Annotated in this window: 15 protein-coding genes; 4 read left to right on the forward strand and 11 right to left on the reverse strand. The window is 72.4% G+C overall.

Going from position 1 to position 22,866, the window contains the following annotated elements; translation table 11 throughout:
• Nucleotides 1-4: 4 nt before the first annotated feature.
• The 4 genes from E2B92_RS13700 (at nt 5) to E2B92_RS13715 (ending at nt 5,316) form a co-directional block, all read left to right on the forward strand.
• Nucleotides 5-379, forward strand: a complete 375-nt coding sequence (locus E2B92_RS13700; RefSeq protein ID WP_126884912.1) for an NTP pyrophosphohydrolase — start codon at nt 5-7, stop codon at nt 377-379.
• Between the two features lie 224 nt (nt 380-603).
• The gene (gene wecB / locus E2B92_RS13705) at nt 604-1,707 is read left to right on the forward strand and encodes a non-hydrolyzing UDP-N-acetylglucosamine 2-epimerase (protein WP_126884911.1); all 1,104 of its coding nucleotides are present in this window, start codon (nt 604-606) and stop codon (nt 1,705-1,707) included.
• Nucleotides 1,708-1,819: 112 nt separating this feature from the next.
• Nucleotides 1,820-3,187, forward strand: coding sequence for a glycosyltransferase (locus tag E2B92_RS13710; RefSeq protein ID WP_126884916.1), 1,368 nt, complete (start codon nt 1,820-1,822; stop codon nt 3,185-3,187).
• A complete protein-coding gene (locus tag E2B92_RS13715) occupies nt 3,184-5,316 on the forward strand; it encodes a glycosyltransferase family 1 protein (protein WP_126884910.1) in 2,133 nt (710 codons plus the stop codon). The genes E2B92_RS13710 and E2B92_RS13715 overlap by 4 nt, the downstream gene beginning before the upstream one ends.
• A gap of 60 nt (nt 5,317-5,376) precedes the next feature.
• On the opposite strand, the gene galE is transcribed toward E2B92_RS13715, so the two are convergent.
• The 11 genes from galE to rodA all read right to left on the reverse strand — a co-directional run bounded on the left by galE (nt 5,377) and on the right by rodA (nt 22,860).
• On the reverse strand, nt 5,377-6,345 hold the full coding sequence (gene galE / locus E2B92_RS13720) for a UDP-glucose 4-epimerase GalE (protein WP_126884909.1): 969 nt from the start codon (nt 6,343-6,345) through the stop codon (nt 5,377-5,379).
• Nucleotides 6,346-6,427: 82 nt separating this feature from the next.
• A complete protein-coding gene (locus E2B92_RS13725; RefSeq protein ID WP_126884908.1) occupies nt 6,428-7,711 on the reverse strand; it encodes a nucleotide sugar dehydrogenase in 1,284 nt (427 codons plus the stop codon).
• Nucleotides 7,708-9,336, reverse strand: a complete 1,629-nt coding sequence (locus E2B92_RS13730; protein ID WP_126884907.1) for a glycosyltransferase family 2 protein — start codon at nt 9,334-9,336, stop codon at nt 7,708-7,710. Before E2B92_RS13730 ends, E2B92_RS13725 begins: the two co-directional genes overlap by 4 nt.
• Complete coding sequence (locus tag E2B92_RS13735) at nt 9,333-10,331, reverse strand: Gfo/Idh/MocA family protein (RefSeq protein ID WP_399431394.1); 999 nt, start codon at nt 10,329-10,331, stop codon at nt 9,333-9,335. Before E2B92_RS13735 ends, E2B92_RS13730 begins: the two co-directional genes overlap by 4 nt.
• Before the next feature lie 11 nt (nt 10,332-10,342).
• The gene (locus tag E2B92_RS13740; protein ID WP_126884905.1) at nt 10,343-11,470 is read right to left on the reverse strand and encodes a DegT/DnrJ/EryC1/StrS family aminotransferase; all 1,128 of its coding nucleotides are present in this window, start codon (nt 11,468-11,470) and stop codon (nt 10,343-10,345) included.
• A 402-nt stretch (nt 11,471-11,872) separates the two neighbouring features.
• On the reverse strand, nt 11,873-15,913 hold the full coding sequence (locus E2B92_RS13745) for an Rne/Rng family ribonuclease (protein ID WP_133087536.1): 4,041 nt from the start codon (nt 15,911-15,913) through the stop codon (nt 11,873-11,875).
• Nucleotides 15,914-16,096: 183 nt separating this feature from the next.
• Nucleotides 16,097-16,879, reverse strand: a complete 783-nt coding sequence (locus E2B92_RS13750; RefSeq protein WP_126884904.1) for a TIGR03936 family radical SAM-associated protein — start codon at nt 16,877-16,879, stop codon at nt 16,097-16,099.
• Nucleotides 16,880-17,003: 124 nt separating this feature from the next.
• Complete coding sequence (locus tag E2B92_RS13755; protein WP_126884903.1) at nt 17,004-18,068, reverse strand: hypothetical protein; 1,065 nt, start codon at nt 18,066-18,068, stop codon at nt 17,004-17,006.
• Nucleotides 18,069-18,139: 71 nt separating this feature from the next.
• Nucleotides 18,140-20,062 (reverse strand): TIGR03960 family B12-binding radical SAM protein, encoded by a 1,923-nt coding sequence (locus tag E2B92_RS13760; RefSeq protein ID WP_126884902.1) that lies wholly within the window; start codon nt 20,060-20,062, stop codon nt 18,140-18,142.
• A gap of 60 nt (nt 20,063-20,122) precedes the next feature.
• Nucleotides 20,123-21,628, reverse strand: coding sequence for a CYTH and CHAD domain-containing protein (locus E2B92_RS13765; RefSeq protein WP_126884901.1), 1,506 nt, complete (start codon nt 21,626-21,628; stop codon nt 20,123-20,125).
• A gap of 32 nt (nt 21,629-21,660) precedes the next feature.
• Nucleotides 21,661-22,860, reverse strand: a complete 1,200-nt coding sequence (gene rodA / locus E2B92_RS13770) for a rod shape-determining protein RodA (protein WP_126884900.1) — start codon at nt 22,858-22,860, stop codon at nt 21,661-21,663.
• Between the last annotated feature and the right edge of the window lie 6 nt (nt 22,861-22,866).

A 22,866-nucleotide genomic window follows, 5' to 3' on the forward strand; every position in this document is an offset into this window, starting at 1 on the left:
TGGGGTGCTGACTCTTCTCGTCGTCGACGCCGCGAACGTCGTCGGATCGGTGCCGGACGGCTGGTGGCGGGACCGCCGCGGGGCCGCCGAGCGGCTGCGCGACCGGCTCGTCCCCTACGCCGCCGGCGGAGTGGCCGGCCGCCCCGGCCCGATGGACGTCGTCCTGGTCGTCGAGGGGCGGGCCCGGGGTGTGGAGCCGGTGCCCGGGGTGCGGGTCGACGAGGCGCCGGGCAGCGGCGACGACCGGATCGTGGAGCTCGCGGGCGAGGCGGCCGCGGCGGGGCGCGGGTGCGTGGTGGTGACGGCCGACCGGGAGCTGCGCCGGCGCGTGGAGGCGCACGGCGCCGAGACCGTCGGCCCGCGGGCCGTACGGCCCTGACGGCGGACCGGACCACCGCGAAACCTCGTCGTCAACTGTTCATGGAATCGTTATCCCAGGCCGTCATGGGTGCGCACGCACCTTCTGACCATGTCTGACCACGGCCGTCGGACCCGGGTGTTCCGCCCGGTGGTCCGGCCGCGGGGCTGGTCATCCCGGCCATTGCCTACGATGGCACGGCACGCCTCCCTCATTGACCTGTCCCAGTAGAAGAAGAGTGCTCAGTGAAAGTCATCAGCATCGTCGGCGCACGTCCCCAATTGGTGAAGCTCGCTCCCATCGCGGCGGCGTTCGCCGAGACGGAGCACGAGCACTTCATCGTGCACACCGGGCAGCACTACGACGCCGACCTCTCCGACGTCTTCTTCGACGGCCTCGGCATCCCTGACCCGGACGTCCACCTGGGCGTCGGCTCCGGCAGCCACGGCGTCCAGACCGGTGCGGTGCTCTCCGCGCTCGACCCGGTCCTGGAGCGCGAGAAGCCGGACTGGGTCCTGGTCTACGGCGACACCAACTCCACCATCGCCGGTGCCCTTTCGGCCGTGAAGATGCACCTGCCGGTCGCCCACCTGGAGGCGGGCCTGCGCTCCTTCAACCGGCGCATGCCGGAGGAGCACAACCGCGTCCTGACCGACCACTGCGCCGACGTCCTGCTCGCCCCGACCGAGGAGGCCATGCGCCACCTCGCCGACGAGGGCCTCAAGGACCGTGCCGTGCTGGCCGGTGACGTGATGGTCGACATCTGCCTGAAGATCCGGGACGACGTGCTGGCCGGCAAGCACCCCGCGCCCGCGCTGCCCGAGGGCATCGACCCGGCGAAGCCGTTCCTGCTGGCCACGCTGCACCGTCCGGACAACACCGACGACCCGGAGCGGCTGCGCCGAATCGTCGACTCGCTGGCCGGCCTGCCGGTCCCCGTCGCGCTGCTCGCCCACCCGCGCCTGGTGGCCCGCGCCGAGGAGCACGGCATCGAGCTCAACACCGGTTCCGTGCACGTCGGCCGCCCGCTGCCGTACGCCGGTCTGGTCGCCGCCGTGCTCGCCTCGGCCGGTGTGGTCACCGACTCGGGCGGTCTGCAGAAGGAGGCGTTCCTGCTGGAGCGCATCACCACCACCATCCGTCCCGAGACGGAGTGGGTGGAAACCGTGGAGACGGGCTGGAACGTCCTTGTTCCCGACCCGCACACGCTGCCGGCCGACGAGTGGGCCGCGACCGTGACCCGCGCGGTGCCGACGGCCGACCCGGGCACCCCGTACGGCGACGGACGGGCCGCCCAGAACGTTGTCCGGATCATGGAAGAGTGGAAGGGAGGCAGCCGGCACGCGTGACCGGACAGGTCCTCTCACGAGGCACTTTTCCGTACATGTCACCGTGCTAGCGTCACCGGTTATGTCAGCGTCTCCCAGGTCCGGGCTGCCCGCGACAGGCAAGCGGCCCCATGTGATCTACCTCGCCATCGGTTTCCCGCCCGCGGCCAAGAGCTGCGCGTACCGCATGCGCGAGACCGCGAACCAGTTCATCAACCAGGGCTGGGACGTCACCGTCGTCACCATCGCGCAGGAGTCCTGGGAAAGGGACTCCGGCGTCGACCTCACGCTCCTGGAGCAGGTCGACCCGAAGATCAAGATCGTCGAACTGCCCCTGGTGCGCGAGGACCTGGAGACGGACATCCGTCTGTACAGCGAGGACCGCGCGCTCAACCCGAACGGGTGGGTGACGCGGCTGCGCCGCCGCCAGATGGAGCCCTTCCCGGAGCCCAACTTCGGTGACTGGCGCGAGGATCTGGAGCAGGCCGTGCTCCGCGTCCACGGCGAGCACCCGGCCGACCTGCTGCTCGCGAGCTGCGTCCCCTACGTCAACCTCGCCGCGGCGTGGAAGCTGTGGGAGGAGGCGAAGGTCCCGTACGCGGTGGACTTCCGCGACGGCTGGTCCATCGACGTCATCGACGGCGTCGAGGCGTTCTCCCGCGACTCCGCCGAGGGCCGCTGGGAGCAGAAGATCCTCGACAACGCGCTGTCCCTGTGGGTCGTCAACGACCCCATCGCGGAGCACTACCGCACCCGCTACCCGGACTTCGCCGACCGGGTGCACGTCGTGCGCAACGGTTACGACGCCGACAGCTCGCCCGGCAAGGCGCACCGCGCCAACCCCGAGGCAGGCCTGGCCTTCGGCTACCTCGGCACCGTCAACTTCACGGTCCCGCACCTGGAGACCGTGCTGAACGCCTGGCGCGCCGCCCGCGAGAAGGAGCCGCTGCTGGCCAACGCCACCTTCGAGGTGCGCGGCCACATCGGCAACGGCTCCGGCCGCGAGGCCAACCGGCACGCCGAGGTCCTCAAGCAGGCCGAGGTCGACGGCGTACGCTTCGGCGGCCCCGCCGCCAAGGCCGAGGTGGCGTCCATCTACGCCCGCTGGGACGCGATGGTCCTCATCCTCATCGGCGGCCGTTACGTCACCTCCGGCAAGGTGTACGAGTACATGGCGACGGGCCTGCCGATCGTGTCGGCGCACGTCGTCGAGCACGACGCCTCCAACGTGCTGCGCGGCCACCCGCTGTGGACGGGCGCCGTCGGCATCGACGAGGAGGGCCTGACCGAGTCGTTCATCAAGGCCGCGCACATGGCGGTCGAGACGAGCGACGAGGTCCACGCCGAAGCCATGGCGCACGCCGACCAGTTCACCCGCGAGGCGCTGATGACCACCGCCGTGAAGCAGCTCATCGACGACTACGCCACGCTCCAGGCGGAGAAGGCGGACGCGGCCTCCCCCGCCGAGAACCAGATCGTCGCCGGAGGACCGTCCCTGTGACCAACGTCCTGTTCATCGCCAGCGTCCGCCCCCAGGTGGGCGTGTTCGCCGACTCGGTGCGCAAGTTCCGCGCCGCGGGCGCGACGACGTACCTCGCCGGAACCTTCCACCTGGAGCCGGTCGCCGAGGAGCTCGCCGCCATGGAGCTGGACGGCACCCTCCAGCTCCCGCGCAACCTCAACTTCCGCAGCACGGCGCTGCGCCGCAAGGCCCGTACGGCGCCGGGCGGCATGAAGGTGTGGATGCAGGCCCAGCGGGACGGCTCGCTGCGCCGGCTCGCCCGCAAGGCGGACGTCCTGGTGGCGCTCGACGCGGGCGCCGTGTACACCGTGTGGCGCCTGGCGCAGTACTACCGCGTCGAGGAGGCCCACTTCGGTCTCGCGCCGGCCCTGAAGGCCGTCGAGCGGGTCAAGGCCAAGGGCGCCGCGGCCGGCCGCGGCGTCCTGCCGCCGCTGGACGTCGTCAAGCAGAACGTGCGCCGCTCCGTGGACGGGCTTCCCGCCACGGTGATGCGGCACGCCACCGCCCGTCCGGTGATGCGCTCCACGGTCGGCGCCCGCATGTGGCGCACGGCCGTCACGGCGCCCGGCGTGCCGGCCAAGGTGCGCATCGCGACCTCCCGCTACGTGGCCGAGGGCATGCAGTGGGCGGGCCGCACCAGCGGTGCCGCCCTGGCGCTCGCCGCCGCCGCGTCGAAGATCCCCGACCTGGGGCTCAAGGCGCAGCTCATGGACGAGGCCGTGATGAAGGAGCTGGGCAAGGGGCTCAACCCGCGCGACCTCGGCAAGGCGGTCGCCGCCCAGCTCGCGCACGCGGACGCCCAGTACGACCGGGGCGACCACGAGAAGGCGTCCTTCGCGCTGGACCGTGCGCTGTTCCTGGCCTTCCACCGGGTGCTGCACATCGACCAGCTCTCCTCCCCGCTGGCCAAGGACGCCGAGGGCTTCGTCGCCCCGCTGTACCGCTCCCGGGCCATGCAGACGCTCGCCCGCCCGCAGGGCAGGCGGACGCCCGCCGCGCCGGCCCCCAAGGGCCGCCCGCTGCGGCTGCTGGTCACCACCAGCGCCAACGACAACTTCCTGCACCACATCCTGGACCGGTACGGCAACCACGAGGGCGTGGAGCTGCGGTACCTGGACCTGGCGGCGCAGAAGGCGCTCAAGCGGATCGCGTGGGCGGGCCGCCGGGTGCTGGAGGACCGCATGGCCGGCGGTACCAGCACGTACCAGGAGGAAGTCGAGCGGCTGATGCGGCCGTACCTGGACTGGGCGGACACGGTCTTCCTGGACTGGTCGGTCGGCCCGGCGGCGATGCTGACGACGATCGATCCGGGCGACACCCGGATCGTGGTGCGCCTGCACAGCTACGAGGCGTTCACGCGCTGGCCGCACATGACGGACTTCTCGCGGATCGACGACCTGATCTACGTCGCCCCGCACGTGAAGGACCTCGTCGAGTCGCTGGTGCCCATGCTGCGCGGTGAGGGCGCGCCGCGTGCGCACCTGATCGACAACGCCATGGACCTGTCGGGCTTCGCCCGCCCGAAGTCCGAGGACGCCCGCTTCAACCTGGGTCTGGTGGGCATCAGCCAGGTCGCCAAGGACCCGATGTGGGCCGTGGACGTGCTGCGGCGGGTGCGGGAGCACGACGAGCGCTACCGGCTGCTGCTGGTGGGCGGCGACATGAACCCGAAGACCAGCCGCGCGACCCGCGACTACCGGCGTCAGTTCGACAAGGAGATCGCCCCGCTCATCGAGGAAGGCGTCGTGCGCAAGCTCGGCCCGACCGACGACGTGCCGTCGGCGCTCACCGACATCGGCGTGATCATGTCCTCGTCGGTGCGTGAGGGCTGCCACGTGGGCCTGATGGAGGGCGCGGCGAGCGCCGCCGTCCCCGTCGCCCGCGACTGGCCGTTCTACGCGGGCAAGCCCAACAGCGCCCGCACGCTGTACCCGGAGGGCTGGGTCGTCGGCTCCACCGAGGAGGCCGCGCAGCGGATCCTGGAGGCGACGGCGACCGAGGAGGCGTGGCAGAACGCCGGCAAGCTGGCCTCGGAGTACGCGCTGTCGACGTGGGACTGGCCGGTCGTGAGCAAGGCCTTCGACAAGCTGTTCCTCGGCGAGGAGTAGGCCGCGCACGGCGAAGGGCCCCGGGAGCGATCCCGGGGCCCTTCGCCGTGTGTGCGGTGCTTACGGGTGGCGGAGCCGCCAGCCCGCCCACGCGGACTCGACCATCTCGCGCACCCCGTACCGGGCGCTCCAGTCCAGCTCCTCACGGATGCGGTCGGCGGAGGCCACCACGCGGGCCGGGTCGCCGGGGCGGCGCTCGGTGACCAGCGGCTTGATGTCGGTGCGGCCGGTGACGTCCTGGATGATCCCGACCATCTCCGTGACGGAGACGCCCTCGCCCCGGCCGATGTTCAGGATCAGCGAGGCGGCCGGGTCGGCGGCGAGCCGGCGGGCGGCGGCGACGTGCGCGGAGGCGATGTCCTCGACGTGGATGTAGTCGCGGATGCACGTGCCGTCGGGCGTCGGGTAGTCGTCGCCGAAGATCCGCGGCTGCTCGTCGGCCGTGAGCCGCTCGAAGACCATCGGTACGAGGTTGAAGACGCCGTCGTCGCCCAGCTCGGGCGTGGCGGCGCCCGCCACGTTGAAGTACCGCAGCGAGGCGGTCGCCATGCCGTGCGTCCGCCCCGCCGCCGTGACCAGCCACTCGCCGGCCAGCTTGGTCTCGCCGTAGGGGTTGATGGGCGCGCACGGGGTGGCCTCGGTGACGAGGTCCACGTCGGGCATGCCGTACACGGCGGCCGACGACGAGAACAGGAACCGGGTCACACCGGCCTCCACGGCGCCCTCCAGGAGCGTACGGAGGCCCTCGACGTTCTCGCGGTAGTAGTGCAGCGGCTTGGCGACCGACTCGGCGACCTGCTTCTTGCCCGCGATGTGCACGATGCCGGTGACGGCGTGCTCGCGCAGCACGCGGTCGACGACGGCACGGTCCAGGACGGTGCCGACCTCCAGGGGGACGCCCTCGGGGAGCCGCTCGGCGCGGCCGGTGCTCAGGTCGTCCAGGACGACGATCCGCTCGCCGCCCTCGGCCATCGCCCTCACCACGTGGGAGCCGATGAATCCGGCGCCGCCAGTAATCAACCAGGTCATGGGGAAACCCTCTGCAAACCGGCCCTGCCCCACGTGAGCGGGGCAGGGCCACTGTTCGTTGTGTACGGGATCGGCCGCTCGGTCAGCCGCCGATGACGACGCGGCGGACGCCCTCCCAGCGGGCCGGGTCCGTGGTGCGGCGGCCGTCGACCAGGACGGTGACGTCCGGCAGGTCGGCGGCGGCCAGCTCCTTGTACTCGGCGTGGTCGGCCTGGAGGATCGCGGCGGTGACCTTCTCGCCCTGGTGCGGGGTGAGGCCGTGCGCGGCGAGCTCCTCGGCCGTGTACATCGGGTCGGAGACGTACGGGACGGCGCCCCGGGCCTTGAGGGCCTCGACGGTGCCGAAGACGCCGGAGAACGCGGTCTCCTTGACGCCACCGCGGTAGGCGGCGCCCAGCACGAGCACGTTCACGTCCTTCAGGTCGCCGTACGCGGCGGCCAGCAGGTCGACGGCGTACTCGGGCATCGCGGCGTTGGCCTCGCGGGCCGAGCGCACGACGGTGGCCTCCGGGTCGTTCCACAGGTACATCCGCGGGTAGATCGGGATGCAGTGGCCGCCGACGGCGATGCCGGGCTGGTGGATGTGGCTGTAGGGCTGGCTGTTGCAGGCCTCGATGACCTTCAGGACGTCGATGTTCTGCTGGTCGGCGAACCGGGCGAACTGGTTGGCCAGGCCGATGTTGACGTCGCGGTAGGTGGTCTCGGCGAGCTTGGCGAGCTCGGAGGCCTCGGCGGTGCCCAGGTCCCACACGCCGTTGGCGCGCGGCAGGTCGTCACGCTCGTCGAAGTCGAGGACCTGCTCGTAGAACTCGACGCCGTGCTTGGCCGACGCCTCGTCGATGCCGCCGACGAGCTTGGGGTAGCGGCGCAGGTCGGCGAAGACGCGGCCGGTGAGGACGCGCTCCGGGGAGAAGACCAGGTGGAAGTCCTCGCCGGCCTTCAGGCCGGAGCCCTCCTCCAGCATCGGCGCCCAGCGGGTGCGGGTGGTGCCGACCGGCAGGGTCGTCTCGTAGGAGACGAGGGTGCCGGGCTTCAGGCCCTTGGCGATGGCCTTCGTGGCGGAGTCCATCCAGCCGAAGTCCGGGGTGCCCTCGGCGTCCACGAACAGCGGGACGACGACCACGACGGCCTCGGACTGGGCGACGGCGGCGGCCGTGTCGGTGGTCGCGGACAGCAGACCGGCGTCGACGGTCTGCTTCAGCAGCCGGTCGAGGTCGTGCTCGCCGGGGAAGGGCTCGGTGCCGGCGTTGACCAGCTCGACGACCTTCTCGTTGACGTCGGCGCCGATGACCTTGTGGCCCTTGGCGGCGAACTGCACGGCGAGCGGCAGACCGATCTTGCCGAGCGCGACTACACAGATATTCATCGGGTCAGTTTCCTCTTCACACGGGACATCAGTTGACGCAGTCGCTTGCCCACGCCGAGCGAGGGCTCCCAGAGCGGGGCCGTGGTGATCACCAGCCGCCCCTTGGGGTTGGCGTTGGCGGAGATCCGGTAGGGGACGCGCTCGCGCCAGCGCCGGGCCAGGGGCAGTGGCCGGCCGCGGACCGGCACGGGAATCTCGTACGTCGAGCCTGCCACGTCGGCGTACACGCGCACACCGAGCTTGGCGCTCTTGGCTTTGACCGGGATGCGGGCGGTGAGCAGGGTGCCCTCGCCGTCCTCGGTCGGCTTGCGGGTGAACTCCCCCACCGTCGCGGGCAGTTCGTGCCCCACGGGGAGCCGGCGGGCGCCGGGCTTGTCGGCGCTCTTGGGCATGGCCTTCGTGGCGAGCCTCACGACGGCGGAGCCGGTCTCGCCGGCCAGGCCGAGCCGTACCGTCAGGTCGACGGCCATGTCGTCGCCGTGCTGGTCCCACTCGGCCGCGACCAGCGAGGTGTTCTCGGCCAGCCGCCCGGGGACGGCCTCGCCGATCACCTCGTACGCCCGGTCGGGCAGCCCCAGGGACGGGTCGCGGAAGCCCCGGTAGCGGACGAAGGCCCGCCCGTCCTCCAGCAGCAGCGGCGGCGAGCCGTGCTCGGCCTCGTCCTCGATGGCCCGTACGAGCTCCTCGACGGCGCCCCGCCGGGCCAGGCAGATCCGCACCCGCCGCTTGACGTCCATCGCGTCGCGCAGCGCGTCGGTGAAGTACTCGTCCGCCAGCTTCGCGATGCCCGCGCAGATCTCGGTCCGCGTCACCGCGTCCAGCGCCGGGAAGTCGTCCTGGACCAGCTTGGCGAGCTCCCAGGTGAAGTGGCGCTTGAGGACCGCGTCACGCTGCGGGCCCGCCTCGATGAGCGAGGCCGCGAAGTGCATGATCCGCTCGGTGCAGCGCAGCCGGGACAGGTGGTTCGCCCGGTAGGTGATGTTGCTGGCGTCGCCGCGCTTGACCGCGTAGTAGTACGTGTAGTCCGCCAGGACCGAGATCTTCGCGGCCCGTACGCACGCCTCCAGGGTGAACGGCTGGTCGGAGCCGACCGGCAGGTCCTCGGGGAAGCGCAGCTTGTGCTTCTCCACCAGCTCGCGGCGGAAGAGCTTGGTGTTGGCCAGCGTGAACGGCAGGGCCGAGTCGTACAGCGAGACGTCCGGGTCGCTCTTCTTGAACAGCGCCTGGTGGACGTAACGGCCGTTCGTGCCCACCATCTTGCCGACGACGACGTCGGAGCCGTGCTCGTCGGCACAGGCCACCATGCGCGCCAGGGCTTCCTTGCCCAGGTAGTCGTCGGAGCCGATGAAGTAGACGTAACGACCGGTGGCCAGCTCCAGGGCCCGGTTGCTGGGAGCAGCCGGGCCGCCGGAGTTGGCCTGATGGATCACCTTGACAGTATTCGGGTACTTCTCCGCGAAGCGGTCCAGTTCCCGGCCACTGTCGTCGGTCGAGCCGTCGTCGACGGCCACGACCTCGAGCCGGTCCAGCCCGATGCTCTGCCCCACCAGCGAGTTCAGGCACTCGGTGAGGTACGGCATCGTGTTGTACACGGCTACCACGACGGTGACATCGGGTGTGGTCAACTGGCCACGTCCTCCGGGGTGAGCCGCACGGTGACGCCGCGGTCGGCGGAGTCGATGACGGCCGCGGCCACCTCCACCGTACGCAGGCCCTGGCGCAGGGTGCAGATGTCGTCGCCCTTGCCGAGGACCGCGTCGCGGAACAGCTCGTGCTCGACGAGGAGCGGCTCCCGCTTGGGGATGGCGTAGCGGATCATGTCACCCTCGGACACACCGCGGAACGCGCGCAGCGCCTCCCACTCGGTGGCGACGGCGGCGTTGGAGTAGAACGTGAGGTCGGCGGTGAGGGTGTCGGCGATGAAGCAGCCCTTCTCACCGGTGACCGACGTGAAGCGTTCCTTCAGCGGGCTCAGCCAGTTGACCAGGTGGTTGACCATCGTGCCGTCGGAGAGCTGGCCGACGGCGGAGACCATGTCCTCGTGCGGGCGGCCCGACTTGGACACCGTGTGCGCGGCGATCGACGTGTACTGCTGGCCGGTGACCCAGCCCGTCAGGTCGATGTCGTGGGTGGCGAGGTCCTTGACCACGCCGACGTCCGCGATGCGGTGCGGGAAGGGGCCCTGGCGGCGGGTGACGACCTGGTAGACGTCGCCCAGCTCGCCGGCCTCCAGGCGGGTGCGCAGCGAGCGCAGCGCCGGGTTGCAGCGCTCGATGTGGCCGACACCGGCCACCAGGCTCCGCGTCTCGAACGCCTCGACGAGGCGGCGGGCGCCCTCGACCGTGTCGGCGACCGGCTTCTCGATCAGCGCGTGCACCCCGGCGTCGGCCAGCTTCAGGCCGACCTCCTCGTGCAGCGCGGTCGGGCAGGCGACGACGGCGTAGTCGATGCCCAGCGAGATCAGTTCCTCGACGGTGGACAGGACGGGCGCGCCCTGCGCCCAGCCGTTCTTGTCGCCCATCGGGTCGACGACGCCGACGAGCGTGACGCCGTCCAGCCCGGCCAGTACGCGGGCGTGGTGGCGTCCCATGGAGCCGAGGCCGATCAGGCCGGCCCGCATTCCAGCAGCAGTCACAGGTTCTCTCCCAGCGCGTTCACGGCGGTGACGATGCGCTCAAGGTCGTTCTGGGTCAGCGAGGGGTGGACGGGCAGCGAGACGACCTCGGCGGCGGCCTTCTCCGTCTCGGGCAGGTCCCAGTTCCGGCCCGCCTTCTGGTCCGGCTCCCAGTACGGCTTGAGCCGGTGGATCGGGGTCGGGTAGTACACGGCGTTGCCGACGCCCGCCTCGGTGAGCTTCGCCATCGCGGCGTCGCGCGCGCCCTCGCCGCCCCGCACCCGGATCGTGTACTGGTGGTAGATGTGGCGCGCGCCCTCGGCGACGACCGGCGTCACGATGTTCGGCGCGGTGATGTGCTCCGAGAGGTACGCGGCGTTGGCGATGCGCGTCTCGGTCCAGCCGTGCAGCTTGGAGAGCTGGACGCGGCCGACGGCGGCGGCCACGTCGGTCATGCGCATGTTGGCGCCGACGATCTCGTTGGCGTACCGCTGCTCCATGCCCTGGTTGCGCAGCAGGCGCAGGGTGCGGGCGATCTCGGCGTCGGCCGTGGAGATCATGCCGCCCTCGAGGGAGTGCATGTTCTTGGTCGGGTAGAAGCTGAACGTGCCACCGGAGCCGAACGCGCCGACCGGGGTGCCGTGCAGGGCCGCGGCGTGCGCCTGGCAGGCGTCCTCGACGACCGCGAGCTTGTGCTTCTCCGCGATGGCCATGATCTTGTCCATGGCGGCCGGGTTGCCGTAGATGTGGACCGGCATGATCGCGGCGGTGCGCGGGGTGATGGCGGCCTCGACGGCGGCGGGGTCGATGTTGAAGCTGTCGGCCTCGATGTCGACGAAGACGACGTCGGCGCCCACGAGGCGGACCGCGTTCGCCGACGCGGCGAACGAGAAGGACGGGACGATCACCTCGTCACCCGGGCCGATGTTCAGCGCCATCAGAAGGAGGTGCAGCGCCGACGTACCGGAGTTGACGGCGACGCAGTGGCGCCCGTCGACCAGCTCGGAGAATCCCTCCTCGAAGGCGGCCACTTCGGGGCCCTGTACGACCCGGCCCGTGCGCAGTACGCGTACGGCGGCCTCGATCTCTTCTTCACCGATGACCGGGCGGGCAGCGGGGATGGGCTGCTCGTTGATGCTCGGCATGGACGTCCTCCTTGAACACCGCAAGAGCTCTTTGTGGCAGAGGTCTGAAGGGTGTTGCGGAGGCTAACAAGGCCGCGCTACCCCTCCGGCGCGATGCCGACGCCCTACCGAGGAATGCTGGGACCGGTCTGTCCCGGAACCGGGTCGGTCACCGACCGTAGTCTTCGGGCGGGGCCCGCCGACGGCAGCGACCGGCGTCACATTATCAGGAATTTCCTAGTCAATTTCGGGGCCGTTAACCGTTGGAGGCATCGATTCCGAAACAAAACCGCGGCTCCGGCCCCGCTAATCCGGGGCGGTACGCGGAACGTTCAATCGGCGCTCACCGGGTGTTCGGCGGACAGCTCACCGCCGGCGCCCGGTCACCGTGACCACTGTCACGGTGACCGGGCACCCGGCTGTCTACTGCTCGGCCGCGACGGTCTTCTTGGCGGCCGACTTGGCCGTCTTCGCCGTCTTCGCCGCCGTCTTGGTGGCCGCCGTCTTGGTGGCGGCCTTCTTGGCGGTCGTCTTCTTCGCCGCGGTCGTCTTCTTGGCGGCCGTCTTCTTGGCGGCCGCCTTCTTCGCCGTGGCCTTCTTGGCGGTCTTGCGCGCCGCGGCCTTCTTGGCCGGAGCCGCTTCCTCCGCGGCCTCGGACTGTGCGGCCTCGGGCTGTGCGGCCCCGGTGACCTCGGCGGCCTCCGGTGCCGTTTCCGCCACCGGTGCCTCCGGTGCCTCGGGCTGTGCCGGGGAGCCGCTGCTCACCACGACGACCGCGGCCTCCGCGGCGGCGGGCGAACCGGCCGGAGCGGTGACCTTGCGGACGACCCGGCGGCGCGCACGCGGCGGGGCGGCCACGGGGGCCTCCTGGGCGACCGGCTCCTCGGGCGCGGCCGACGCGGCCGGCTCGGCCTGCGGCTCGGGCGCGGGCTCCCGGACGGGCTCCGACACGGGCTCCGGCTGGGCGGGCTCCGGCTCCTCCTCGGCCGCCACCGGCTTCGGCGGGCCAGCCGGGGCGGTCGCCTTACGGGTGGCGCGGCGCCGGGTGCGGCCCTGCGGGGCCGCCTCGGCGGCGGGAGCGGCCTCGGCCACCGTCGCCGCCTCGGCCGCGGTGGCGAGCGCCGGGGCGGCCTCCACCTCGATGGCCTCGGGGGCCACCTCGGCGACCGCCGGCTGCGGCACGGGCTCCATGGCCGGCTTCGGCGCACCGGCCGGGGCCGTCGCCTTGCGGGACACCCGGCGGCGCGAACGGCCACGGCCCGCGGCCGCCTCGGCCTCCGCGACGCTGGAGTAGAGCTCCTCGTCGGGACGGAACGGCTCCTCCACCGCCACCGGGGCCGCGACCTCGGCGGCGACCTCGGCCTCGGTCTCGATCTCCGGCTCGGTCTCGGTCTCGGTGGTCTCCGGCTCGGCCTCCGCCTCGGCGGCACGGGCGCGCTTCTTGGCACGCTTGCCGCCGTTGCCACCGCCACCGGCGGTGGTCGGCTGCTCCATGTGGACGATCACGCCACGGCCGTTGCAGTGGACGCAGGTCTCGGAGAAGGACTCCAGCAGGCCCTGGCCCACCCGCTTGCGGGTCATCTGGACCAGGCCCAGCGAGGTGACCTCGGCGACCTGGTGCTTGGTGCGGTCCCGGCCCAGGCACTCCAGCAGGCGCCGCAGCACCAGGTCCCGGTTGGACTCCAGCACCATGTCGATGAAGTCGATGACGACGATGCCGCCGAGGTCGCGCAGCCGGAGCTGGCGCACGATCTCCTCGGCCGCCTCCAGGTTGTTCCTGGTGACGGTCTCCTCGAGGTTGCCGCCCTGGCCGGTGAACTTGCCGGTGTTGACGTCGACGACGATCATCGCCTCGGTCTTGTCGATCACCAGCGAGCCGCCGGACGGCAGCCAGACCTTGCGGTCCAGCGCCTTCATGAGCTGCTCGTCGATCCGGTACGTGGCGAAGACGTCGGTCTCCGACGTCCAGCGCTGGAGCCGGTCCGCCAGGTCGGGCGCCACGTGCGACACGTAGCCGTGGATGGTCTTCCACGCCTCGTCGCCGCTGACGATCACCTTCGAGAAGTCCTCGTTGAAGATGTCGCGGACGACCCGGACGGTCATGTCGGGCTCACCGTAGAGAAGGGTCGGAGCGTTGCCGTTCTTCGCCTTCTTCTGGATGTCTTCCCACTGCGCCTGGAGCCGCTCGACGTCCCGGCGCAGCTCGTCCTCGCTCGCGCCCTCGGCGGCGGTGCGCACGATGACGCCCGCGTCCTCGGGGACGATCTTCTTGAGGATGGTCTTCAGCCGGGCGCGCTCGGTGTCGGGCAGCTTGCGGCTGATACCGGTCATCGAGCCCTCGGGCACGTACACCAGGTAGCGGCCGGGCAGCGAGACCTGGCTGGTGAGGCGGGCGCCCTTGTGGCCGATCGGGTCCTTCGTCACCTGGACGAGGACGGACTGGCCCGACTTGAGCGCGGTCTCGATCCGGCGCGGCCCGTTGGCCATGCCGAGCGCCTCGAAGTTGACCTCACCGGCGTACAGGACGGCGTTGCGGCCCTTGCCGATGTCGACGAACGCGGCCTCCATGGACGGCAGGACGTTCTGGACCTTGCCCAGGTAGACGTTGCCGACGTAGCTGGTGGCCTGCTCCTTGTTGACGTAGTGCTCGACGAGCACGTTGTCCTCGAGGACGCCGATCTGGGTGCGCTCGCCGCTCTGGCGGACGACCATCACGCGCTCGACGGCCTCGCGGCGCGCCAGGAACTCGGCCTCGGTGATGATCGGGACGCGGCGGCGGCCCTGCTCGCGGCCCTCGCGGCGGCGCTGCTTCTTGGCCTCCAGACGGGTCGAGCCCTTGATGGACTGCACCTCGTCGGACGGCTCGGCCTTGGGGCGGGGCTCGCGGACCTTGACGACCGTGCGGACGCCGTCCTCCTCGCCCGCCTCGGCCTCGGCACCCCCGTCACCGCTGCGGCGACGGCGGCGACGGCGACGGCGGGAGCTGCTGGTGCCGGCGGCCGACGGGGTGCCCGCCTCGTCGTGCTCGTCCTCGGCCTCGTCCTGCTCCTCCTCGGCCTCCTCGTCGGCGGCCTCCTCCTCGGCGCGGGCGGCCTCCTCGGCCTCCTCCCCCTCGGTGGCCTCGCCACGGCGGCGACGGCGGCCACCACGGCGGCGGCGGCGCGAGGGACGGTCCTCGAACTCGTCACCCTCCTCGCCGACGGCCTCCGCCTCGGGCTCGGTCTCCACCTCGGCCTCGGCCTCGGCCTCGGTTTCGGTGGCGGCCGGGGCCTCGGGCTCCGGCTGGGCCTGCTCGGCGCGCTCGGCCGGTTCGCCACGGCGGCGACGGCGGCGACGGCCGCCCGCCTCGGGCTGCTCGGTGACCTCGGCGGCCGGGGCGACGGCCTCGGCGACCTCCGCGGCCTCCTCCTTCTCGGCGGCCTCGGCGGCGGCCGCGGCGGCGGCGGTCTCCGGGGTCTGGAACATCGGCTCGGTGAAGACCGGGGCCTGGAAGACCGGCACGGCGGGCCGCGCGGCACGGCGGCCACGGGACTGCTCGGGCTTCTTCACCGGCTCGGCGGTGAACTGCGGGGCGGCGGCGCGGCGGCGTGTACGGCCGCGGGAGGCGGCCTCCTCGGCGGCGGCGACCTCGGCCCCGGCCTCGTCGGAGGAGATCTGCGCGACGGTGTCGGCCGGCAGGCTCTCGCCCGCCTCGGTGACCTCTTCGTCCTCGGCCCGGACCTGCTCCTGCGGCTGCGGGGCGCCGGCGGGGGCGGTGGCCTTGCGGGTGGCGCGGCGGCGGGTGCGGCGCGGGGCGGCCTCGGGCTCCTCGGCGGCCGGGGCCTGGGCGGCCTCGGGCTGCGGCTCCTCGGCGACCGGGGCCTCGGCGGCCTGCGGCTCCTCGGCGACCTGCGGCGCACCCGCCGGAGCGGTGGCCTTACGGGTGGCACGGCGACGCGGACGCGCCGGGGCGGCCTCGGCCTGCGGCTCCTCCACGACCGGCACCTCGGCGACCGGGGCCTCGGCGGCCTGCGGCTCCTCGGCGACCTGCGGCGCACCCGCCGGAGCGGTCGCCTTACGGGTGGCACGGCGACGCGGACGCGCCGGGGCGGCCTCGGCCTGCGGCTCCTCCACGACCGGCACCTCGGCGACCGGCTCCTCGGCGGCCTGCGGCTCCTCGGCGACCTGCGGCGCACCCGCCGGGGCGGTGGCCTTACGGGTGGCACGGCGACGCGGACGCGCCGGGGCGGGCTCGGCCGCCTCGTTGGGCGCCTCGGCGAGGGACGCCACGTCGGCCGGCTCGGTGGTGGACGTCTCGACGACGACCTCGCCGGCCGGGGCGCCACCGGCGGCCGCCGTGACCGGCGGACCGGCGGGGCGGGACGCCGCACGGCGACGGCGGCGCGGCGGCAGCGTGTCGCTGGGCGAATTGTTCTCTTCGTTGTGGTTACCGGCGGTGGCGCCGGAGTCGTTCGGCTCGAGCATGCGGGCGGTTCTCCCGTCACGCTCCCGGGCGCCGCGTCTGGCGCGGCGCCGCACGGGAGCTGTTATGTCTGGCTCGCCGGTTCCGTATGCCTTGTGCGTACGGCCTGGCGAAAGTCTCCTGTGGGTGGACGCGGCCGGACCCAGGTGGCTCCCGAGCGCCAGGGCCGCGCTACGACGACCGCCCTACGCGGGACCGGCACCTGTCGGCTCCGGGGCGGCGGCGAGTCCGGCGGCCTTGGGTGGGGCGGCCGTGACTGCCTCGCGGTCGGGCGCGAGCGGGTCGGTCACCGTGCCGGACTCCTCGTCGAAGAGCCCCTGCGCCAGCCTGGTCACCGCTGCGGGGACCGGCGGCGCCAGGTCGGCCACAGCTCGGAGACCGGACAGGACGTCGTCGGGTCGTACGGCAGGTGTCACGTGCCGAACAACCAGCCGCAGTATCGCACAGGGGCCCTGCCCGGGCCTATCGCCCGGCGCCGGGGCCGCCCGGAGGTCCGCGACGGCGGCCCGGGCGTCGAAGGTGCGCATCCCGTTCTTGGTCTTGCGCTGCACCTCGACCGTGCCGGCGGCGAGGAAGGCGGCGACGGCGCGCTCGGCGTCCTCGGCCGCCACGCCCTCCAGGCGCAGCTCCCAGACGGAGGCGGTCAGCCGGTCGGCGAGGCCCGAGGTGCGGGCCTCCACGGCGTCGGTGATGTCGAGTCCGTCCGGCAGCGACTCGTCGAGCAGCTCGCGCAGCTTCTGCGGGTCCCGCTGCTCGGTGAGCGCGATCTCCAGGTACTCGGCCTCGGAGCCCGTGCCGGTGGGGGCGGCATTGGCGTACGAGACCTTGGGGTGCGGGGTGAAGCCCGCCGAGTACGCCATGGGCACCTCGGCGCGGCGCAGGGCACGCTCGAACGCGCGCTGGAAGTCACGGTGGCTGGTGAACCGGAGGCGGCCGCGCTTGGTGTAGCGCAGGCGGATGCGCTGCACTGCCGGTGCGGGCGGCGGGCCTTCGGGCTGTCGCTTGCCCAGTGGTTCTTCTCCTCGGTGCGGGGCGGGCGCGGTGGCGCTCCGCCCACGAAAATTCGGGCGGCTCCCGGGGGTCCCGCCCGGCTCACCCCCGCTTGCGCAGGGAGATCTCGGGTGCGGGCGCCACGCCGGGCGCAGTCGTTGTACTACCCAGACTACGCGCCGGAGCTCCGGCGGGTTCCCCAGGCCGCCCGGCCCGGTCCCCGCCGACCAGTGCGCGCCACGCGTCCCGGCGGGCCCGGCGCACCGTTTCCCGCGCGGAGGCGAGCGCGGCCCCGGCGGCGCGGCCCGCCTCGGCGGCGGCGCGGCGGACCGGCCGCCACAGGTGGTCCCGCACGGCGTGCCCGACCGGGGTGCACACGCTCCGGTAGAACCAGGTCAGGGGCCGCACGGCCAACTGCCGGACCAGCCACGCGACCGCCCGCCACACCGCCCGCGAGACGTACCCGGCCACCCGCCACGCCACCACGAACGCGTCCCGGACCTCCCGCCCGGCCACGACGAGCGCCCGCCCCAGCGGCGTGAGCACCCAGCGGTGCACGAACAGGGCGGGTGCGACGATCAGCACCCTCCCGAGCCAGGCCCCAGCCGCCCACAGCCCGCGGCCGAGCGGAAGGAGAGCGTGCGTGTACAGCCACACCAGGCCGTGCCCGGCCGGGGTCATCACCCACCGGTACAGCGCGATCCAGGGCCATACCAGCACCGCCCACAGGACCAGGCCCACGCCCCGCCCGAGCGGCCGCAGCACCGTGCGGTGCAGCCACGCCAGCGGCCTGACGACCAGGGTGGTGACCAGCCATGCCGTCCCCGCGGCGAACCCGGCCGCGAGCCGGGCGACGCCGCGCCCGGCCGGGGCGAGCACCCAGCGGTACAGCCACGCGCAGGGGGCGACCACGCCGTGGGTGACCAGGCCCGTCACGAGCCACGCGAGGGCGCGCCCGACGGGGGTGAGCACGCTGTCCCACAGCCGGCGGAGCGCCCGGCCGAGCGGCCTGAGGAGCACCCGGTCGAGTGCCCGCCCGCACGCGGTGAGGGCGTCCCAGACCACGCGTACGGGCACGACGACGATCAGCACCACGATCCGTACGGGGATGCGGATCGCCGCCGTGAGGCACCCCTCGGGCTCCCGCCCGCGCTTGTCCACGTCCATGCCCTACTGGACGCAACGGCCCGGACCGGGGGTTTCTCCCCGGGCCGGGCCGTTGCGCGGACGTTACGCGGCTACTTGACGACGGTCAGCGGCAGCAGCTTCTTGCCGGTCGGGCCGATCTGGATGTGGGTGTCCATCTGCGGGCAGACACCGCAGTCGAAGCACGGCGTCCAGCGGCAGTCCTCGACCTCGGTCTCGTCGAGCGCGTCCTGCCAGTCCTCCCAGAGCCAGTCCTTGTCGAGACCGGAGTCCAGGTGGTCCCAGGGCAGGACCTCCTCGTACGTACGCTCACGGGTGGTGTACCAGTCGACGTCCACGCCGTGCGCGGGCAGCGTCTTGTCGGCGCAGGCCATCCACCGGTCGTACGAGAAGTGCTCGCGCCAGCCGTCGAAGCGGCCGCCGTCCTCGTAGACGGCGCGGATGACGTCGCCCACGCGGCGGTCGCCGCGCGAGAGGAGGCCCTCGACGATGCCGGGCTTGCCGTCGTGGTAGCGGAAGCCGATGGAGCGGCCGTACTTCTTGTCGCCGCGGATCTTGTCGCGGAGCTTCTCCAGCCGGGCGTCGGTCTCCTCGGCGCTGAGCTGCGGGGCCCACTGGAACGGGGTGTGCGGCTTGGGCACGAAGCCGCCGATGGAGACCGTGCAGCGGATGTCGTTCTGCCCGGAGACCTCACGGCCCTTCTGGATGACGTTCATCGCCATGTCGGCGATCTGGAGCACGTCCTCGTCGGTCTCGGTCGGCAGGCCGCACATGAAGTACAGCTTCACCTGACGCCAGCCGTTGCCGTACGCGGTGGCGACGGTCCGGATCAGGTCCTCCTCCGAGACCATCTTGTTGATGACCTTGCGCATGCGCTCGGAGCCGCCCTCGGGGGCGAACGTCAGACCGGAGCGACGGCCGTTCCTGGTCAGCTCGTTGGCGAGGTCGACGTTGAAGGCGTCCACGCGCGTCGAGGGCAGGGACAGGCCGATCTTGTCGTCCTCGTACCGGTCGGCGAGGCCCTTGGCGATGTCACCGATCTCGGAGTGGTCGGCGGAGGAGAGCGACAGCAGGCCGACCTCCTCGAAGCCGGTCGCCTTGAGGCCCTTGTCCACCATCTCGCCGATGCCGGTGATGCTTCGCTCCCGCACGGGGCGCGTGATCATGCCGGCCTGGCAGAAACGGCAGCCGCGGGTGCAGCCGCGGAAGATCTCCACGCTCATCCGCTCGTGGACGGTCTCGGCGAGCGGGACGAGCGGCTGCTTGGGGTAGGGCCACTCGTCGAGGTCCATGACGGTGTGCTTGGACACGCGCCACGGGACGCCCGACCTGTTCGGCACGACCCGGCCGATGCGGCCGTCGGGGAGGTACTCGACGTCGTAGAACGCCGGGATGTAGACGGAGCCGGTCTTCGCGAGGCGGAAGAGGACCTCCTCGCGGCCGCCGGGGCGGCCCTCCGCCTTCCAGGCGCGGATGATCTCGGTCATGTCGAGCACGGCCTGCTCGCCGTCACCGATGATCGCCGCGTCGATGAAGTCGGCGATCGGCTCGGGGTTGAACGCCGCGTGGCCGCCGGCGAGGACGATCGGGTCGTCCAGCGTGCGGTCCTTGGACTCCAGCGGGATGCCCGCGAGGTCGAGCGCGGCGAGCATGTTGGTGTAGCCCAGCTCGGTGGAGAAGCTCAGCCCGAAGACGTCGAACGCCTTCACGGGCCGGTGGCTGTCCACGGTGAACTGCGGCACGCCGTGCTCGCGCATCAGCGCCTCGAGGTCGGGCCAGACGCTGTACGTGCGCTCGGCGAGGACCCCCTCGCGCTCGTTCAGTACCTCGTACAGGATCATGACGCCCTGGTTGGGCAGGCCCACCTCGTAGGCGTCCGGGTACATCAGCGCCCAGCGGACGTCGGAGCTGTCCCACTCCTTGACGGTGCTGTTCAGCTCACCGCCGACGTACTGGATGGGCTTCTGCACATGCGGGAGCAGAGCTTCGAGCTGCGGGAAGACCGACTCGGACATCTCGAACCTTCGTGAGCGGGCAAGGGAGCGACTTACAAGCGTACCCCGGTGCCCGCACGCTCAGAGCCGCCCCGGCTTTCCCGGTACCGCCCGCTCCCACAGCCCGGGCAGTTCGCGCTCGCACCGGTCCGCCAGGGCCTCCTCCCGGCCGTGGAGCAGGCCCCAGGTGAAGGCGGTCTCGCCCGCCGCGTGGGCCTTGATGGCGAGCTCGCGGAGGGTGTCGCGGGCGACGACGCTGTCCTGGTGCTCGCCGAGGGCCTTCTGGACGGCCTTCACCCGCTTGGCGAACCGCTTCGCGGGCCTGCCGAGCGCCGGCTGGGCCACCTCGGCGGCGTACCGGACGCGCTTGGCGGTCTTGCGGGCCTCGTGCAGGGCGACGTCCCGGTCGTGTCCGGCGGGCAGGGCGAGGGCGCGCTCGACGCGGGCGGCGAGCCGCGCGTGCTCCTTGAGGATCGCGCGGGGCAGCACGTCACCGGCGGCCTTCGCGGCGGCGGGGCGCAGCGGGGGGTCGGCGAGCAGCGCGTCGAGGGCGTCCAGGAGAGCGGTGTAGCGGTCGCTGTCGAGGGCGGCGAGGGTGCGTGCGCGGGCCTCGGCGCGCCCGGCGCCGGCCCAGGCCCGCAGGCGGGCCCTGACCGGTCCGAGGAGCAGGGTGACGGGCAGGGCGTCGACGCGGGCGGTGAGCCGCTCGGTGAGGACCTCCTGGTCCCGGTCGACGCCCAGCTCGCCGGCCAGCCACTTGAGCTCCTGGGCGAGGGGGTCGGTGACGCGGCGGTCGAGGACCTTGCGGTACGAGCGGAAGGCGCTGCGCAGGCGGCGGGTGGCGACGCGCATCTGGTGGACGGCGTCCGGCAGGTCGCGGCGGACGGCGGCGTCGTAGGTGGCCAGCCTGCCGGCCTGCTCGCGCAGGTGGGCGAGGACGCGGCCGCCCGCCGTGCCGTCCTCCTCGGGCGGCTCGGGGGGCCGCCATCCGGTGTCGGTGAGCGCCCTGGCGAGCTTGGATGCCGAGCCGGCGGGCTTCAGGCCCTTCTTGCGCAGGCGCTTGTGGACGGCGTCGAGGAGCGCGGGGTCTCCGCCGTCGGCGAGCTCGACCTCGATCTCGGTCCACTCGACGGTGCCGCCGTGCCCGCCCGCGATGCGCTCGGCGCGGACGGTGTCGGTGACCGCCTCGGCGAGCGGCGCGCCCTCGGCGTCGACGAGCCGGCGCACCCGCCGGTGGGACCGGAGCCGTACCAGCGGGACGAGCGCGGCACCCCGGGTCCTGGCGCGGACGAGCCGGGCCAGCGCGTCCGGTACGTCGTCCTCCAGCGGGGCGTGCAGTTCGTCCCGTACGCCGGGGGCGACCGGCAGCTTCAGGTGCCAGCCGGCGTCGTCGCCGCCGGTGCGGCGGCGCAGGGTGAGGGAGGCGGCGGCGAGGCGCAGGTCCTCGGTGTCGTAGTAGACGGCGTCCAGCTCGGCGACGCCCCCGTCGACGACGGCCGAGACGTTCCGTACGCCGGTGAGGTCCGGCAGCCGGGTGTCGGGGGCCGCTTCGTACTTCCGCTCGATCTCTCGTTTCGCGTCCGCCATCATTCGACACCAGTTACCCCGGCAGCGGGGATCTATGCCGTAAGCGGCCTTTGCACCCTGATCGACTGGAGCAGTCCGATCGCCACCCACACGGCGAACATCGACGATCCTCCGTAGGACACGAACGGCAGCGGCAGGCCGGCGACCGGCATGATGCCGAGCGTCATGCCGATGTTCTCGAACGACTGGAACGCGAACCAGGCGATGATCCCGGCGGCGACGACCGTGCCGTACAGCTCGCTCGTCTCGCGGGCGATCCGGCAGGCGCGCCACAGCACCACGCCGAGCAGCGCGATGATCGTGGCGCCGCCGATGAAGCCGAGCTCCTCGCCGGCGACGGTGAAGATGAAGTCGGTCTGCTGCTCGGGGACGAACTGGCCGGTGGTCTGGTGGCCGTTGAAGAGGCCCGCCCCGTACAGCCCGCCGGAGCCGATGGCGATGCGTGCCTGGTTGGTGTTGTAGCCGGCGCCGGCCGGGTCGAGTTCGGGGTTGGCGAAGGCGGCGAACCGGTTGATCTGGTACTGGTCGAGCACGCCGAGCGCCGCGACGGCCACCGCGCCGATGACGCCCGCTCCGATGAGTCCGAAGATCCACCGGTTGGAGGCGCCGGAGCCGAGCAGGACGCCCAGCACGATGACGACCATGACCATCACCGAGCCGAGGTCCGGCATCAGCATGACGATGGCCATGGGTACGACGGCGATGAGGAGGGACTTGGCGACGGTGCGGTGGTCGGGGTGGACCTGGTCGCCGGCGTCGACCTTGGCGGCCAGCAGCATCGCCATGCCCAGGATGATCGTGATCTTCACGAATTCGGAGGGCTGGAGCGAGAATCCGCCGCCGATGACGATCCACGCGTGGGCGCCGTTGATGGTCGCGCCCAGCGGGGTGAGGACGAGCAGGACCAGCACCACCGACAGCCCGTACAGCACCGGTACCGCGCCGCGCAGGGTGCGGTGGCCGAGCCAGATCGTGCCGACCATCAGGGCGACGCCGATGCCGGTGTTGAGGACGTGCCGGAAGAGGAAGTAGTACGGGTCGCCCTGGTTGAGCTCGGTGCGGTTGCGGGTGGCGGACCACACCAGGAGCGAGCCGATGAAGGAGAGCGCGACCGCGGAGAACAGCAGCGGCCAGTCGAGCCTGCGCACCATCGAGTCGCGGGCGGTGAGCCTGTCCCAGGCGCCGCGGTCGGGCGCGTACCGCGAGACGGAGAACTTGTTGGTCCCGGTCATCGTGGG

The organism is Streptomyces sp. WAC05374 (assembly GCF_004353505.1).
GTDB lineage: Bacteria > Actinomycetota > Actinomycetes > Streptomycetales > Streptomycetaceae > Streptomyces.

What these genes read in the sequence shown, in the direction of transcription:
- E2B92_RS13745 (WP_133087536.1), bottom strand. Translation starts at nt 15,913, where the DNA reads ATGCTCGAGCCGAACGACTCCGGCGCCACCGCCGGTAACCACAACGAA.
- E2B92_RS13725 (WP_126884908.1), bottom strand. Translation starts at nt 7,711, where the DNA reads ATGAATATCTGTGTAGTCGCGCTCGGCAAGATCGGTCTGCCGCTCGCC.
- E2B92_RS13760 (WP_126884902.1), bottom strand. Translation starts at nt 20,062, where the DNA reads ATGTCCGAGTCGGTCTTCCCGCAGCTCGAAGCTCTGCTCCCGCATGTG.
- E2B92_RS13740 (WP_126884905.1), bottom strand. Translation starts at nt 11,470, where the DNA reads ATGCCGAGCATCAACGAGCAGCCCATCCCCGCTGCCCGCCCGGTCATC.
- rodA (WP_126884900.1), bottom strand. Translation starts at nt 22,860, where the DNA reads ATGACCGGGACCAACAAGTTCTCCGTCTCGCGGTACGCGCCCGACCGC.
- galE (WP_126884909.1), bottom strand. Translation starts at nt 6,345, where the DNA reads ATGACCTGGTTGATTACTGGCGGCGCCGGATTCATCGGCTCCCACGTG.
- E2B92_RS13765 (WP_126884901.1), bottom strand. Translation starts at nt 21,628, where the DNA reads ATGGCGGACGCGAAACGAGAGATCGAGCGGAAGTACGAAGCGGCCCCC.
- E2B92_RS13735 (WP_399431394.1), bottom strand. Translation starts at nt 10,331, where the DNA reads ATGCGGGCCGGCCTGATCGGCCTCGGCTCCATGGGACGCCACCACGCC.
- E2B92_RS13755 (WP_126884903.1), bottom strand. Translation starts at nt 18,068, where the DNA reads ATGGACGTGGACAAGCGCGGGCGGGAGCCCGAGGGGTGCCTCACGGCG.